This is a genomic window from Paraburkholderia panacisoli (assembly GCF_008369935.1).
Taxonomy (GTDB): domain Bacteria; phylum Pseudomonadota; class Gammaproteobacteria; order Burkholderiales; family Burkholderiaceae; genus Paraburkholderia; species Paraburkholderia panacisoli.
The window spans coordinates 142,516-158,380 of sequence record NZ_VTUZ01000012.1 but is presented as its reverse complement, the minus strand read 5'-3'; the positions used below and the strand labels follow the sequence as shown (position 1 = coordinate 158,380).

The following is a 15,865-nucleotide window of genomic DNA, read 5'->3' as shown; positions in this document are numbered from 1 at the left end:
CGGGCGTGATGAGCGCGAGGGAGCGCGGCACGGCCGCGTGTGCTGCTTCATTTCAAGCAGTTCGCGTGGGGTCGATGGCCTGTACCGCTGCGCGCAAGCTTTCGTCGAAGCGCGCCCATTCGCCATCGCTCGCGGGCAAGCCGAAACGCACGCCGCCCGACGACGCGAAAAGCCGCGTCCACACGCCATGTTGCGCCAACAATTCATGCAAGGCGGCGGCGCGCGCGTCGTCGGTCCACGCGAAGAGCGGGGTGCTGTGCGTAGCGAAACCTCGAGCGTACAGGAGGCGGGCCAGCCGCGCGCTTTCGCTGTCGAGCCGCGCGCGCATTTGCCGTTGCCATGCTTCGTCGGCGAACGCGGCTTTGACCGCATGACGCGCGGGTCCGCTAACCGTCCACGCGCCGAGCGACCGGCGCAACGCGTCGAGCAACGCGGGCGCACCAAGCACGAACCCCGCGCGCACACCGGCGAGCCCGAAGAATTTGCCCGGCGAGCGCAACACGATCAGGCCGTCGAGATGCGTGCTCGCCGCGAGCGACGCCGTCGGCATCGTATCGGCGAAGGCTTCGTCGACCAGCAGCGTGCCGCCGCGCGCGCGCAACTGGGCATGCCAATGCAACAGCTTCCCGGCGTTCAGATGCGCGGCCGTCGGATTGTTAGGATTCACGACGACTGCGTGAGTGAGCGCGTCGGGCAGGCTGTCCCAGCGCACGTCGAGCGGCGCGACGCGATGCCCGGCCCGTGCGAACGCGGGTGCATATTCGCTGTACGTGAGCGGCGCGATGCCGACCGTCGCACGCGGCAGCAACGCGGGCAGCGTGCGAATCGCCGCCTGGCTGCCGGCGACGGGCAGCACGTGCGCCGCATCCGGCGCGCCGTAATAGCGCGCGGCGCAGGCAGCGAAGCCGTCGCCTTCGTCGGGCAGGCGGCGCCAGGCATCGGCGGGAACCGGCGGCACGGGATAGCCGTGTGGATTGATGCCGGTCGACAAGTCGAGCCACTGCGCGTACGGAATGCCGTAGCGCTCGGCCGCTTCGTGCAGATTGCCGCCGTGAACCACTACGTCGTTTGCCGCGCTGGTCATCGGGTCTGCCATGCGATCAACCATGAAAGGGCACACTCAGCAATGCGAGCACGATCAGCACCGCCAGCCAGAGAATGATCGTCCGCTCGACCAGCGCCAGCGCGGCCGTCACGTGACTCGCCTTCGCGGGATGCCCGAAGCCCAGCGTCGGGCGGTGTTCGAGCGTGCCGTGATACACCGCCGGGCCGCCGACCAGCACGTTCAGGCTGCCGGCGCCGGCCGCCATCACCGGGCCCGCATTCGGACTGTCCCAGCGGGGCGCCTGCTCGCGCCAGCAACGCCAGGCGGTGTGCGTGTCGCCGAGCAGCGCATAGCTGGTGGCGGTCAGACGCGCGGGAATCCAGTTGAGCACATCGTCGAGGCGCGCCGCGGCCCAGCCGAAGCGCAAATAGCGCGGTGTGCGGTAACCCCACATCGCATCGAGCGTGTTGGCGAGGCGAAAGCCGAGGGCGCCGGGACCACCCGCGATCGCGAACCAGAACAGCGCGCCGAAGATCGCGTCGTTGCCGTTTTCGAGCGCCGATTCGACCGCTGCGCGCGACAACGCGGCTTCATCGGCTTGCTCGGTGTCGCGCGACACGATCTGCGCGGTCAACTGGCGCGCTTGCGCGAGATCGTGTTGGGTGAGGGCCCGCGCGATCGGCGCGATGTGATCGTGCAGACTGCGCGCGCCGAGCGCGAACCACAGCAACGCGACATGCACTGCGCAGGCCGCGAAAAACGGCAGCACCGCGACCAGCCACCACGCGATCAGCACCGGCGGCAGCACCGCGAGTGCCCACGCGGCCAGTCCCTTGAGCCGCAAGCGCCGCCCGACGTTGAAGCGCTTTTCCAGGCGCGCCGCCCAGCGGCCGAAGCCCACCAGCGGATGCGCGGCGCGCGGTTCGCCGAACCAGCGGTCGATGGCCACGCCCGCGGTCGCCAGCGTTGCGATTAGAGGAAGTGACAGCATCACGCGCGGCCTGTTGTTTTCAACGCGAGCGGCAAGCCCGCGACCATCATCGTGGCTGTCGTGCTCAACGCGGCGATGCGCTGATTGAGGCGGCCGAGTTCGTCGACGTAAAGACGCGTGGCCGCGCCAAGCGGCACCACGCCCAGGCCGATTTCATTGCTGACCACGATCACTTTGCCGCGCGCGCCGGTGAGCGCCGCTTCGAGCGCGGCGACCTGCGCGTGATATCGAGCGAGCGGCAGCGCTTCGCCTTCGGCCGGGCACAGCAGGTTGGCGAGCCACAGCGTCAGGCAGTCGACCAGCAGGCAATGGCCGGGCGCGTCGCTTTGCGTGACGGCGCCGGCGAGATCGACGCCCGCTTCGACGAGGCGCCAATGCGCGGGACGCCGCGCGCGATGATGCGCGATGCGCGCGCTGAATTCGGCGTCATCGGCGACGCGGGCGGTGGCGATGTAGCTGACGGGGAGGGCGCTGTCGCTGGCGAGCTGCTCGGCGTGCACGCTCTTGCCCGAACGGGCGCCGCCGAGAACGAAGGTGAGGTCGCGGGGAGTCATCGTGTGATTGTACCGGCGTGCAGTGCGGGCCGGCGCGATGGGATAATGCCGCGGGCTCGATGTTTTGTTGCTGCATGATGCACGGCTGCGGGGTTGCAGGGGACTGCTTTTTTGCCGGCTCGTTGGCGCAAGCCGTTGCCGCATCTGCCGAGTTCAGTCGAACAGCGACGGGGCGATTCGCGACGCCGGTATGAATGCCGTGCTTCTGCGCCTTGCTTAGTCGATCTCCTGCTGCGGCGGCGTTGTTGCTTCGTCGTGGTTGCATTGCCGCTTGCCGCTTGCCGCTTGCCGCTTGCCGCTTCGCCCACGTTCACTGCTACTTGCCGCACCACCTTTTCACCGCCGAACCCCGACCCCCGACAACCGTGACCACCACTCCGACTCCGGCCTCAATCCCGACCCCGCTCGACGCCATCCCCGTGCCGCGCGGCACGCTGATGATCCAGGGCACCACGTCCGACGCCGGCAAGAGCACGCTGGTCGCCGGCCTGTGCCGTCTCGCGCGACGCGCCGGCGTGCGGGTCGCGCCGTTCAAGCCGCAGAACATGGCGCTCAACAGCGCGGTGACGGTCGATGGTGGCGAGATCGGCCGCGCCCAGGCGTTGCAGGCGGTGGCCGCCGGGATTGCCGCGCATACCGATCTGAACCCGGTGCTGCTCAAGCCGACCAGCGATCGCGGCGCACAGGTGATCATTCACGGCAAGGCGCGCATGAATCTCGACGCGCGCGCGTATCACGACTACAAACCCGTCGCGTTCGAAGCGGTGCTGGAATCGTATGCGCGTCTGCAAGCGGCCTACGACACGATCTTCGTCGAAGGCGCGGGCAGTCCGGCGGAGATCAATCTGCGCGAGCGCGACATCGCCAACATGGGTTTCGCGGAAGCCGTCGATTGCCCGGTCGTGCTGGTAGCCGATATCGACCGCGGCGGCGTGTTCGCGCATCTGACCGGCACGCTGGCGTGTCTGTCGGCGAGCGAGCAGGCGCGGGTGCGCGGTTTCATCATCAACCGTTTTCGCGGCGATATCGGTTTGCTGCAGCCGGGACTGGACTGGCTCGAAGCGCAAACCGGCAAGCCGGTGCTCGGCGTCGTGCCTTTTCTGCACGGGCTGACGCTCGACGCGGAGGACATGTTGCCGCCCGAGTTGCGCGCGGCGCATAGCGGCGGCGCGGGGCGGATGTTGCGGGTGGTCGTGCCGGTGCTGCCGCATATCAGCAATCACACGGACTTCGACGCGTTGCGCGCGCATCCTCAGGTCGATTTTCACTACGTGCGCAGCGGCACACCGCCGCCGCCGGCCGATCTGATCATCCTGCCGGGGTCGAAAAACGTGCCCGGTGATCTGGCGTTTCTGCGCGCGCAAGGCTGGGACGCGGAGTTGCAAAGGCATCTGCGCTACGGCGGACGCGTGATCGGCATTTGCGGCGGCATGCAGATGCTCGGGCGCGAAGTGGCCGATCCGCATGGCGTGGAAGGCGCGCCGGGGACGTCGGCCGGGCTCGGCTGGCTCGACTACTCGACGGTGCTCACGCGCGAGAAGACGCTGAAGAACGTAACCGGGCGCCTCGCGTTGCCCGGTTCGCCCGAAGTGGCCGGCTACGAGATTCACATGGGCGAGACGCGCGGCCCGGCGCTCGACACGCCCGCGTTGCAGCTGGAAAACGCGCAGGGCGCGCGCGACGCGCATCCGGACGGCGCGATCTCCGCCGACGGCCAGATTCTCGCCACCTACGTGCACGGCCTGTTCGACACACCGGCCGCGTGCGGCGCGTTGCTCGTGTGGGCGGGGCTGAGCGATGCCGAGAAAATCGACTACCCGGCGCTGCGTGAGGCCTCGCTGGACCGGTTGGCCGACACGCTTGCCGAACATCTCGATCTCGCGAAGTTCTTTGCGGCGATCCCTTGATCGGGTTCGGTCAAAATGTGGCGATTAAATCTTACTAGGAAATAATCAAACTATCGGCGAGGGTTTTTCGATTCAAATGGTTCGAATAGAGTTCATCCCATCGACGGCTGCCGGCCGTTCTCTCCATCAAGGACTCTTCATGAACTCGAACCGCTTTCCCGATCTGGCCGCGTTACTGCTGCGCGTTGCCTTGGGTGTGCTGTATCTCGCCCACAGTCTGCAGAAGATTTTCGTCTTCACGCTGCCCGGCACGGCGCAGTTCTTCGTTTCGCTCGGCCTGCCGGGGTGGCTGGGCTATCTGACGGCCTTGGTCGAACTGCTCGGCGGCATCGCGCTGCTGCTCGGGGTGCAGGTGCGCTGGGTCGCGCTGGTGCTGCTGCCGTTCATGCTCGGAGCGATGTCGGCGCATCTGCACAACGGTTGGGGTTTCGCATCGCCGAACGGCGGCTGGGAATATCCGGCGTTCTGGGCGGTGACGCTGGTGGTGCAGGCGCTGCTCGGCGGCGGTGTGCTGGCGATGAGCAGCGTGAAGGCGCCGCGCGCGGCGGCTGTTTGAGAGCGGTAGCGGTCGGGGCTGGCGTCACGGGCAAGTGGGTCAATTGGCGAGGCCGCTGAACGTCGACCAGTCCAGTCGGCGAGCGCTGAGCGCGAAGCCAAAATCCCCTGCGGCCTGATCCCACCGTGCCAACAAAAAAAGCACGCGCCATCACGCCGCGTGCTTTCTTACATCAAACGCTTCGTCTCGTCACCGGAGGACGGCCCACGCCGTCCCCATCCACTCAATACAACACCATCTGCGTGCAGCGAAACAGGGCCATCGTCTTGCCGTTCGGATCGGTCACCGTAGCGTCCCACACCTGCGTACTGCGCCCCAGGTGCACGCCCTTCGCGACCGCGCGAATCGTCCCCTCGGTCGCCGTGCCGAGAAAATTGCTCTTCAGCTCGATGGTCGTGAAATTGCGCGCTGTCTCCGGCAGATGGGCAAGACACGCGTAGCCGCAGGCGGTGTCGGCGAGACCGATCACGGTGGCCGCGTGCAGGAAGCCGTTCGGCGCGAGCAATTCGTCGCGCACGGTCAGCTCCGCGCTCAGCATGCCTTCTTCTAGCGACAGCACACGCAGGCCCAGCAAGCCAGGCAGCCTGCCTCGCTGGCGTTCGTGCAGGCGTTCGATGGTGTATTCGGGGCGGAGCCTGGTCATGAGATGGGGGTCCTTGATGAAAAAACCGGCACGGTAAGGTGGTCGATTCGCCGTCGGGGGCTTCGCCGCGCTGCATTTGTCGATATTATCAACGGCTGGATCGGCGGGTGAACCTGAAAGGTACGGATCGGAACCCGCCGGCACAAGTCAGAGCAATAAGCGCGGCAAACCGGCTGGCGGTGCCCAGCCTTCTTTCCGGGAGAATTCATGACGGTGATCGTGGTGGCGAATCCGAAGGGCGGCGTGGGCAAAAGCACGCTATCGACCAATCTGGCCGGCTATTTCGCCGCGGCCGGCGAATGGGTCGCGCTGGCCGACCTCGACAAGCAGCAGTCCGCGCACGCGTGGCTGGCGTTGCGGCCCGCTACGCTGCCCGCCATCGAAAACTGGGAAGTCAATCAGGACGCGCCCGCCAAACCGCCCAAGGGTCTGGAGCACGCAGTCGTCGATACGCCGGCCGGCTTGCACGGCAATCGCCTGACCATCGCGCTGGATCTCGCCGACAAGGTGATCGTGCCGCTCCAGCCATCCCTGTTCGATATTCTCGCCACCCAGGAATTTCTCGAGCGGCTGGCGAAGGAAAAAGCAGTCAGGAAAGGCGCGATCGAAATCGGCGTGGTCGGCATGCGCGTCGACGCGCGCACGCGCTCGGCGGAGCAACTGCACCGCTTCGTCGAGGGGTTGAAGCTGCCGGTGCTGGGCTTTTTGCGCGACACGCAGAACTACGTACAACTGGCGGCCCACGGCCTGACCTTGTGGGACGTCGCGAAAAGCCGCGTGGAGAAGGATCTGGAGCAATGGCAGCCGATCCTCGACTGGACGAACGGCGGCGGCAAGAAGGGCTGAAGCGGGGAAGCAGGCGGCTCTGGCGGCCCGCGCCAGCCGCTAGCCGTGCCGGGCGCTCGCACAGCGAACCTGGCGAACGCGCGCAGAGCGCGTGTCAGTGAACGCGCAGGTCCGCTGTGTCAAGCAAGCGTGCAGAGCGAACGCGGAGAGCCCGCCTGAAACGGCGAACGCCCGCCCGGCTCAGGTCCAGTTCTGTGTCGGCACGTGATCGCGGCTGCCCTTGATCCTGTTGTTCTCGTCGACGAACACCAGGTCCGGCTTCCAGCCCGCCTTCAATTCGGCTTCATCCACCACCGCGAACGCCGCGATGATCACCAGATCGCCCAGTTGCGCGCGCCGCGCGGCCGAGCCGTTCAGCGAAATCATGCCGCTGCCGCGCTCGCCCTTGATCGCGTAGGTCGAAAAGCGCTCGCCGTTGTTGATGTTCCAGATGTCGATCCGTTCGTTTTCGACGATGTTCGCCGCTTCCAGCAAGTCTTCGTCGATCGCGCACGAGCCTTCGTAGTGCAGCTCGCAGTGCGTGACCGCGACGCGGTGGATCTTCGACTTCAGCATGTTGCGTTGCATGACCAATCCTGTATGGCTTCGGTTACGGTCTCAGTGACCGCTTCAGATTTCGAGGTTGTCGATCAGACGGGTCGCGCCGAGCTTGGCCGCGGCCAGCACGACCAGTTGCGCGTCGGCGTCCTGCGCGCCGGGCGGCAGCAGGTCCGAGCGCTTGCGCACCGCGACGTAGTCGGGCTGCCAGCCGCGCGCGGCCAGTGCGGCCATCGCCGCCTGTTCGACCTTGGCGAAGTCACGCTCGCCGGACAGCACCGCGTCGCGCACGCGATTGAGTTCGGCGGCCAGCATCGGCGCCTCGGCGCGCTCGGCGGCCTGCAGGTAGCGGTTGCGCGAGCTGAGCGCGAGGCCGTCGGCGTCGCGCACAGTTTCGGCGGCGATGATGTCGGTCGGCAGCGCGAACTGGTGGCACATGCGGCGCACGATCATCAGCTGCTGGTAGTCCTTCTTGCCGAACACGGCGACGCGCGGCTGCACGCACGACATCAGCTTCATCACCACCGTGCACACGCCCTGGAAGAAGCCGGGGCGGAATTCGCCTTCGAGGATGTCGCCCAGATCATGCGGCGGATACACGCGGTACTCCTGCGGCTCCGGATACAGATCCTTCTCGGTCGGCGCGAACAGCACGTAGACGTTTTCCTTCTGGAGCTTTTCGATGTCCGCTTCCATCGTGCGCGGGTATTTGTCGAAATCCTCGTTCGGACCGAACTGCAGCCGGTTGACGAAGATGCTCGCCACCACCGGGTCGCCGTGCTGGCGCGCGAGGCGCATCAGCGACAGATGGCCCTCGTGCAGATTGCCCATGGTCGGCACGAAGGCCGTGCGATTCTGGCCGCGCAACTGGTCGCGCAATTCATGGATCGAGCTGATGACTTTCATGATCGGACTGGGATTTCCTCGCGCGGCGCGCGACTCGGTTGGCGCAAGACTTCAAGGAATCGCGCGGGCGGCCGCCTCGTTTCGGATGACGGGTTTGGAGCGCGGGATTGTAGTGGATTTGTGCACGCGGCGCACCAGATCGAGGCAAACCGGTGCGGCGCGTGCCGCCGCGCCGGTGCCGGATGCCGCGGCGCGGGTTTCAGGCCGGCAGGTAGGCGAGGCGCACATAGATCGGCGCGAACGGCTCCGCCTGGGTGATTTCGACGAGCGACTCGCGGCACAGTTCGAGCACGGCGATGAAATTCACCACCACGACCGGCACACCCCTGGTGGTGTCGAACAGGTCGGAGAACTCGATGAAGCGCGCGTTCTGCAACTGCCGCAGGATCGAGCTCATGTGCTCGCGCACGGACAGCTCCTCGCGCGAAATCCTGTGATGCTGCACGAGCTTCGCGCGCTTGATCACGTCGGCCCACGCGGCGCGCAGGTCTTCGCTGTTCACGTCGGGAAAGCGCGGCGTGATGCTTTGCTCGATGTAGACCTCGGCGCGCAGGAAGTCGCGCCCGAGTTGCGGCAACTGATCGATGCGCTGCGCGGCGAGCTTCATCTGCTCGTATTCGAGCAGGCGGCGCACCAGTTCCGCGCGCGGATCTTCGGCCTCTTCGCCGCTGTCGGCCTTCTTCACCGGCAGCAGCATGCGCGACTTGATCTCGATCAGCATCGCGGCCATCAGCAGGTATTCGGATGCGAGTTCGAGGTTGGTCTGCCGCAACTGGTCGACGTAACCGAGGTATTGGACCGTGACGTCCGCCATCGGGATGTCGAGCACGTTGAAGTTCTGCTTGCGGATCAGATACAGCAGCAGATCCAGCGGACCTTCGAACGTTTCGAGAAACACCTCGAGCGCGTCCGGCGGGATGTACAGGTCCGTCGGCAGCTTGAAGAGCGGCTCGCCGTACAGACGCGCAAAGGCGATGCCGTCGACGGTGTCGGGCGTCGAATCGGTGGCGGGCGCGGCCAGCGCGGCGTCGGCGGGGGCCGCCGGCGCGCCGTGTGCCTCGTCGGCGTGGCTCACGCGCTTAGAAGTTTTGATAGTACGAGTAAGGCGTCTGTTCTACGCGTGATGCCTTCTGCTCGGCACGTTCTTCCAGATCGATCGGCTGCTTGTCCCACAGCAGCGCGCGGCCGCGGCGTTGCTCGGCTTCCAGACTGGGCTTCTGTTGCTTGAGCTGGTTCAGGAACTGGGTGATGTCCGATTGATACATGGCTCGACGTCCGTGGGTAGGTGAGGTGGCTGCTGCCCGGCGGAAACCCGGGGCGCGGCGCCGTTATTCCGGAATTTTACCGCATGCGCCGCGCGCGGTCGAAAAACGGCGGCAGCGGCTCGTTTAGAGGGTTCGTGGCCCCCGCCGATGTGGTCAAATAGCATGCCTTGCCCGCCGCCGCGCGGCCGGGCGCAAGAAAGAATTCATCAACCAAGGCCGGAGGTCCTGTTTGGCGGGGTGTGCGATCGACAAGCGGCATCTGCGGCGCGGCAACGCCGGTTCGGCGCGCGGGCGTGTTGCGCCCCCGGCGCACGCATTGCGTTGCTTGCGCGCGTGGCTGGCCTTCGGCATCGTCGTGCTGACGCTGGCCGCCGGCACCGCACAGGCCGCGCGCACGCCGGCCAGCTACAAGGTCGACGTGGTGGCCACGCCGCGCTCGCTGCGCAAATTGCTCGAGCAGCATCTGGATATTGCCCGCTTCGCCAAACGCCCCGACATCAGCGACGACCAGTTCGCTTTCCTGATTACCGCCACGCCGCAGCAGGTGCGCGATCTGGCCGCGACACAGGGCTATTTCACACCGGTCGTGCGCACCGACGTGCGCACCGTCGACAACACGCGCCGCGTGACAGTGAACGTCGATCCCGGCCCGCTAACCATCGTCAAGTCGGTTGAACTGACGTTTCGCGGCGCGGTGCTCACCGAGGACTCGGCGCAGGAAAACGCCACGCGCTTAGCGTTTTCGCTGCACGAAGGCCAGCCGTTCACGCAGGGCGACTGGGACGACGCGAAGAACGCGTCGCTGCGGGTGCTGCAGTCGCGCCGGTATCTCGCCGCGAAGATCTATCACTCCGAGGCGCTGATCGACCCGCGCACGCGTGAAGCCAGGCTGTCAGTCGTCTATGACAGCGGGCCGACCTTCACGATGGGCCAACTGGACGTGTCGGGCACGCGGCGCTATCCGGAATCGATCGTCCACAACGTCAATCCGATTTCCCCCGGCGATGTCTACGACACGCGCCGCGTGGCCGAATTGCAGCGGCAGTTGCAGAACACGCCGTACTTCGCGAGCGTCGCGATCGACCTCGACAACGACCCGGCCAAGCCGATCAACACGCCCGTCCACGTGAAGGTGTCCGAATTTCCGTTCCACAGCTTTCGTGGCGGGGTGGGCTACTCGACCGACAACGGCGCGCTGGTGCAGGGCGCGTACTCGTATCTGAACACCTTCGGCAAGGCGTGGCCGTTCACGGTCGAAGGCCGCGCCGACCAGACCCAGCAGTACGGGCAAATCCAGTTGTCGATGCCGCCGGGGCCGCGCGCATGGACCAATAGCGTGCTGGCCTCCTACACCACCACCGACGTGTCCGACACGCGCATCTACAGCATCCGGGGCGGCGTGCAGCGCTCCCGCACCTCGCAGTTCCTCGATTACAACTACTCGCTGCTGTACTACCAGGACCGGCTCGACCAGAACACGGCGCCGCCCACCACGGCCCACGCGCTGGTGCCGGCCTGGTCGTGGACCCGCCGCGACACCGACGATCCGCTGTTTCCGCGCCGGGGCAACCTGATCCACGTCGAGGCGGGCTTCGCGATCAAGGGTGTGCTGACCGAACAGACGTTCATCCGCGGCTACGCGCGCGGTCAGCAGTACCTGCCGATCGGCCACGACGACATCGTGCTGATTCGCGCCGAGTTGGGCGGCGTGTTCACGAGCGGCAGTTCGAGCGGCATCCCGGCTTCGCTGCTGTTCCGCGCGGGCGGTTCGAACTCGGTGCGCGGCTACGGTTTTCAGAGCATCGGTAACGACGTCGGCGGTTCGGTTCTGCCGACCAAATATCTGGTCACGACGGCGGCTGAGTATCAGCACTGGTTCTCGCACAATTGGGGCGCGGCCGCATTCTTCGACATCGGCACCGCCACCGACACCTGGGGCGAAAAGGTCTTTTTTCCCGGCGTCGGCGTCGGGGCGCGCTGGCGCAGCCCGGTCGGCCCGGTGAATGTCGACCTTGCCTACGGGATCCGCAACCACAGTGTGCGGCCCTATCTGACGCTGGGCATCGCTTTCTGATGAGAAACCGCTTTGACATGAATCTTGCATGACCACGGACGCAGCCGACCCACCCTCCGCGCAGCCGCCCGGCGCCAGTCCGCCCGGCCAGCAGCCGCCCTCCGAGCCGCCGCCCAGGCGCCGGCTCGGCCGCGTGCTGCTGAAAACGTTCGCGTCGACGGTGGCCGTGCTGGTGCTGCTGCTCGCGCTGGTGGTCGGCCTGCTATACGGCGCGCTGACCACCGAGCGCGGCACCGCCCATGCGTGGCGGGCGGCGGTCAAGCTGCTGGGCGGCAAGCTCGACGGCACGCTGGAAGGCGGCACGCTGGCCAATGGCGTGCGACTGCGGCAAGTGCGCTGGCGCAGTCTCGACGGCAGCGGCACCGATATCCAGATCGATCGTGTGGCGGGCCGCTGGGCGCTCGCCCGCGAGCCGTGGCGCTTCACCGTCGACTACCTGCACGTCGGCACGATCGACGCGCGGATCGGCGCGTCGTCGTCGACCAGCAGCGAGCCGCTGAAGCTGCCGCAGAACCTGCGCTTGCCGATGCAGCTCGAGATTCGCGACGTGCAGGTCGACACGCTGTTGCTGCATCAGGGCGCGTCGACGACCGAGCTGTCGCGCTTCGCGTTTCATGGACGCAGTGACGGGCGCCATCACGAGGCCGCGATCGAGCGGCTCGACACGCCGTTCGGCGCGCTGACGGCGTCGGCGAAACTCGACGGCGTGCGGCCGTTTCCGCTGACCGGCGAGGTCGGCTATTCGGGCAAGGTCAACAATGAGGCGGTGGCGGTGGGCGGCCATCTGAGCGGCTCGCTAGAACAACTGGTCGCCGAACTCGACGCCACCGGCATGAAGCTCGCCGGCCATGCGCGGGTCGAGGCCACGCCGTTCGGCGCCGTGCCCCTGCAACGCGCGACGCTGACCTTCGATCACGTCAATCCGCAAGCCTTCGCGCCCGGCGCGCCGCTGGCCGATCTGGCGGTGCGCGCGGATTTGCAGCCGGTGGAACAGGGGGGCGCGGGGGCGGTTGTGCCGGGGGCAAGCGGAGTTGGGGCGGCGAGTGCGGCCAGCGGCGCGGTTGCGGGTGCTGCGCGCAATCCCGCCAGCGCGCCCGTTCAAAGCAGCGTCGCCGCCACCGACAACCCCGCCAGCCTCACGCAGCCTCCTGCCACCCGCCACGGTAGACACGGCGCCGCGTCCCCCGCCGACGGCCAACGCGCGGCGGGCTTCGCAGTCGCTGGACACGTGTCGATCGTCAACGCCAAACCCGGCGCGATCGACCAGCACCTGTTGCCGTTGATCGACGCCAACGCCGATGTGCGGCTCGACGCCCAGGCGCAGCATCTGTCGAACCTGAACGTGCGGATCGTCAAAAACGCGAGGATCACCGGCGCCGGCGCGTTGACGGGCCGGCGCGGGCAGCTCGATCTGCGTGTCGCCGGCCTTGATCTGAACGCGCTGCAAGCGACGGTGCGGCCCACGCAGCTGTCCGGGTCGGTCGGCATCCGGCTGAACGACGACATCCAGAGCCTCACGCTCGATCTCGCCGACCCGCGCGCCGCGTTGCGCGCCCAGGGCAAGGTGACGTTCGACCCCGCCCGGATGAGCTTCAACGACGTGCGCATCACGTCGGGCCGCGGCCGCATCGATCTGTCCGGCGCGCTCAAGCACGACGCGAATTCCACCTACAACCTGAAGGCGCAACTGACCGATTTCGACCCGCTGACGCTGACTTCGCAGATGCCGTCGCGCACCCCGGTGACGGCGCCGTCGCCCGCGGCGGGCAGCGCCCAACGCGCGCGGACTGCGCCTTCTGCGCAGGCCGTGGCCCAGGCGGGCAGCACGGCCGGCGCGACAAGCGCGGCGCCCGGCGATCAGGCCGCCGCGCTGGCGAAAAACACCGCCAAAGCCGCAGTGCAGGCCGAAGTGATCGAGCGCAGAACGCCGCCGCCCGCTCGCGGCACGCCGCCCGCACCGCCTGCGCGCAAGATCGAAGCGCGCGTGAACGGCACGCTCACCGCGGCCGGCATGCTCGGCCCGGTCTTTACCACCAAGGCCGAATTCAAGCTGGGCCCGAGCGTCTACGACAACCTGCCGCTGACCGGCGGCGGCACGATCCAGCTGGCCGGCTCGCGGATCTTGCCGAGCCGCGCGAATCTGTCGGTGGCGGGCAACCAGGTCGATCTCCAGGGCAGCTTCGGCGCAAGCGGCGACCGATTGCGGTTTCGCGTCGATGCACCGCAGCTCGAGCGGCTCGGCTTCGGCCTCGCGGGCGTCGTCGCCGCCGATGGCGACATCACCGGCTCGTTCGCGCATCCGAACGTCGTGTTGAACTACAAGGCCGACAGCGTGGTGTTCGGCAGCAATCGCCTCGGCCATGCGCAAGGCCACGCCGAGTTGCGCGACGGCGCGAACGGCGCGCTCGCCTTCACCACCGACGCGCGCAATCTCAGCGCGGGCGGCGTCGATCTGGCCACGCTCACGGCGCGCCTGTCCGGCACGCGCGCCAATCACACGCTCGAAGCCGCCGCGACCGGCAAGCTGCAGGAGCGTCCGCTGGATCTGACGCTCGCAGTCAACGGCAAGCTGACCGAAGCGCGCGACGGCACGCGCTGGGACGGCACGGTGACGCGTCTGCAAAACAAAGGCATCCCGGCGTTGAATCTGGAATCGCCGCTAGCCGTGAGCGCCGCGCCGAGCCGGCTGACGCTCGGCGCGACCCGCCTGAGCATTGAAGGCGCGGTGCTGAGCCTGAAATCGTTCGCGTTCGATCACGGCAAGATCCAGTCGGCTGGCAGCTTGACGGACGTTTCGGTCGCGCGCTTGCAGGAGCTGCGCCACGAGATCACCGGCGAGCCGCCGCACGTCAGGACCGATCTGGTGTTCGACGGCGACTGGGACTTCTCTCTCGGCGCCACCGCGACCGGCCACATCCAGTTGCGGCGGCGCAGTGGTGACGTGACAGTCGAAATCGGCCGCGGCCTCGCGTCGATGGGGATTGCCGACATCAGCACGCGCGCCGAATTCACCGGCGGTAATCGGCTCAACGCGACGCTGCACGCACAGGCGAGCCGGCTCGGCGTGATCGACGCCGACGCGCACACCACGCTGGTCATGCGCGACGGCCTGCTGACATTCAACGAGGAAGGCGCGTTGTCGGGCAACGTGAAAGCCGATGTGCCGTCGCTGAAAACGACCGGCGGCCTGTTCGGCCCAAGCTATCTGCTCGACGGGCACCTCGCGCTCAGGCTCGCGCTCGGCGGCACCGTCGCCAAGCCGAGTCTGACCGGCGCGCTGACCGGCGACGGCCTGTCCGCGACGGTGGTCGACCAGGGCGTGCAGCTAAAGGACGGCGTGGTGCGCATCGCGCTGTCGCAGAATCTGGTGGACTTTCAGCAGGTCGAGTTCCATGGCGGGAGCGGCACGCTGCGCGCTACCGGCCGCGTGCGCCTGGACGGCGCGGAGCCGGACGTGACCGCGAGCATCGTCGCGGACAAGCTCGAACTGTTCGCAGCGCCGGATCGCAATCTGTCGCTGTCGGGCAGCGCGAGCATTGCGAATGGCGGCGCGGAGCGCGGCCTGGCGATCAACGGCAAGTTCGTCGTCGATCACGCGCTGTTCGATTTGCCCGAGCAGGCCGCGCCGCGCCTGGGCGACGACGTGGCAGTGATCCGTCCGGACGGCACCATATCGGGCGGCCAGCCGCGTCCGGTGGCGGGCGGCAATCAGCCGGTCAGCCCGTTCGCGCCGCGCGCCAATATCGACCTGAGTCTCGGCAATGATTTCCGCTTCCGCGGGAAGGGCGCCGATCTCGGCCTGACCGGCACGATCACTGCGGTGAGCGCACCGAACATGCCGCTGCGCGCGGTCGGCAACGTGCGCGTCACGCAGGGTTCGACCTACACCGCGTTCGGCCGCAAGCTGACCATCGAGAACGGCTTTTTCACGTTCAACGGTCCGGTGACCAACCCAGGCATCAACATTCTGGCGATGCGCCGCAATCAGCAGGTCGAGGCGGGCGTGCAGGTGACGGGCACGGCGCAGTCGCCGGTGGCGCGGCTGGTGTCGGAGCCGAGCGTGCCGGATAACGAAAAGCTCTCGTGGCTGCTGTTCGGCCACGGCACCGATCAGGGCAACAACCTCGGCCAGCAAAGCACGATGACGACGGCGCTCGCACTGCTCGGCAGCACGACCGGCCAGCGGATCGCCCAGACCGTCGGGCTCGACGAGTTTTCGATTGGGCGCAGCGAAGTCGGGCTGACCGATCCGCAAGTGGTGATGGTGTCGAAGGCGATCAACGAGTGGCTCGTGATCGGCTACGAGCAAGGGTTGCAGTCGGCGAGCAACGCGATCAAGGCGACCATCAACCTGACGCGCTACTGGTCGGTGGTGGCGTACGGCGGCACGTTCTACGGGGCCGATGTGCTGTACACGCGGCGGTTCGACCGGTTCAAGTCGTTGTGGTGATGCAGCCGCCGCATGCGGGCGCGGGCGCCGCCGCCGCTCGCCCGGCAAGAGCACGCGCCAAGAAAAACGGCACGCTTTGAAAAGCGTGCCG

The 15,865-nt window shown here is 67.3% G+C and carries 13 protein-coding genes; 5 read left to right on the top strand and 8 right to left on the bottom strand.

Features of this window, described 5'->3' with window-relative positions; all coding sequences use genetic code 11:
• Window positions 1-52: 52 nt before the first annotated feature.
• From cobD to cobU, 3 genes are read right to left on the bottom strand one after another with little or no spacing between them, the layout of a single operon-like run.
• Window positions 53-1,096 carry a threonine-phosphate decarboxylase CobD gene (gene cobD / locus FVF58_RS19725; RefSeq protein ID WP_149671552.1) on the bottom strand — a complete coding sequence of 348 codons (1,044 nt, stop codon included), beginning with the start codon at window positions 1,094-1,096 and terminating at the stop codon, window positions 53-55.
• A 4-nt stretch (window positions 1,097-1,100) separates the two neighbouring features.
• A complete protein-coding gene (gene cbiB, locus FVF58_RS19720) occupies window positions 1,101-2,036 on the bottom strand; it encodes an adenosylcobinamide-phosphate synthase CbiB (RefSeq protein WP_149671551.1) in 936 nt (311 codons plus the stop codon).
• Window positions 2,036-2,590, bottom strand: coding sequence for a bifunctional adenosylcobinamide kinase/adenosylcobinamide-phosphate guanylyltransferase (gene cobU, locus FVF58_RS19715; protein ID WP_149671550.1), 555 nt, complete (start codon window positions 2,588-2,590; stop codon window positions 2,036-2,038). Before cobU ends, cbiB begins: the two co-directional genes overlap by 1 nt.
• 437 nt (window positions 2,591-3,027) lie before the next feature.
• Between cobU and FVF58_RS19710 the strand changes: the two genes are divergently transcribed.
• Window positions 3,028-4,497 (top strand): cobyric acid synthase, encoded by a 1,470-nt coding sequence (locus FVF58_RS19710; RefSeq protein ID WP_149671642.1) that lies wholly within the window; start codon window positions 3,028-3,030, stop codon window positions 4,495-4,497.
• Between the two features lie 139 nt (window positions 4,498-4,636).
• Entirely contained in the window at window positions 4,637-5,053 is a 417-nt protein-coding gene (locus FVF58_RS19705) for a DoxX family protein (protein WP_149671549.1), read from the top strand.
• Window positions 5,054-5,276: 223 nt separating this feature from the next.
• Here the strand turns inward: FVF58_RS19705 and FVF58_RS19700 are convergent, their stop codons facing one another.
• Window positions 5,277-5,696 (bottom strand): PaaI family thioesterase, encoded by a 420-nt coding sequence (locus tag FVF58_RS19700; RefSeq protein WP_149671548.1) that lies wholly within the window; start codon window positions 5,694-5,696, stop codon window positions 5,277-5,279.
• Between the two features lie 207 nt (window positions 5,697-5,903).
• Between FVF58_RS19700 and FVF58_RS19695 the strand changes: the two genes are divergently transcribed.
• Window positions 5,904-6,542, top strand: coding sequence for a ParA family protein (locus FVF58_RS19695; protein ID WP_149671547.1), 639 nt, complete (start codon window positions 5,904-5,906; stop codon window positions 6,540-6,542).
• 180 nt (window positions 6,543-6,722) lie between these two features.
• Here FVF58_RS19695 and panD read toward each other — a convergent pair whose 3' ends face one another.
• From panD to FVF58_RS19675, 4 genes are all read right to left on the bottom strand, one after another.
• Window positions 6,723-7,109 (bottom strand): aspartate 1-decarboxylase, encoded by a 387-nt coding sequence (gene panD / locus FVF58_RS19690; protein ID WP_094783245.1) that lies wholly within the window; start codon window positions 7,107-7,109, stop codon window positions 6,723-6,725.
• 42 nt (window positions 7,110-7,151) lie between these two features.
• The gene (gene panC, locus FVF58_RS19685) at window positions 7,152-7,985 is read right to left on the bottom strand and encodes a pantoate--beta-alanine ligase (RefSeq protein WP_149671546.1); all 834 of its coding nucleotides are present in this window, start codon (window positions 7,983-7,985) and stop codon (window positions 7,152-7,154) included.
• Between the two features lie 199 nt (window positions 7,986-8,184).
• On the bottom strand, window positions 8,185-9,060 hold the full coding sequence (locus FVF58_RS19680; RefSeq protein ID WP_149671545.1) for a segregation and condensation protein A: 876 nt from the start codon (window positions 9,058-9,060) through the stop codon (window positions 8,185-8,187).
• Between the two features lie 4 nt (window positions 9,061-9,064).
• Window positions 9,065-9,250 (bottom strand): DUF3460 family protein, encoded by a 186-nt coding sequence (locus tag FVF58_RS19675; RefSeq protein WP_073431976.1) that lies wholly within the window; start codon window positions 9,248-9,250, stop codon window positions 9,065-9,067.
• 229 nt (window positions 9,251-9,479) lie between these two features.
• On the opposite strand from FVF58_RS19675, the gene FVF58_RS19670 reads away from it, so the two are divergent.
• Both FVF58_RS19670 and FVF58_RS19665 read left to right on the top strand, forming a co-directional pair.
• Entirely contained in the window at window positions 9,480-11,324 is a 1,845-nt protein-coding gene (locus FVF58_RS19670) for an autotransporter assembly complex protein TamA (protein ID WP_149671544.1), read from the top strand.
• Between the two features lie 28 nt (window positions 11,325-11,352).
• Window positions 11,353-15,774 (top strand): translocation/assembly module TamB domain-containing protein, encoded by a 4,422-nt coding sequence (locus FVF58_RS19665; RefSeq protein WP_149671543.1) that lies wholly within the window; start codon window positions 11,353-11,355, stop codon window positions 15,772-15,774.
• Window positions 15,775-15,865 lie beyond the last annotated feature (91 nt).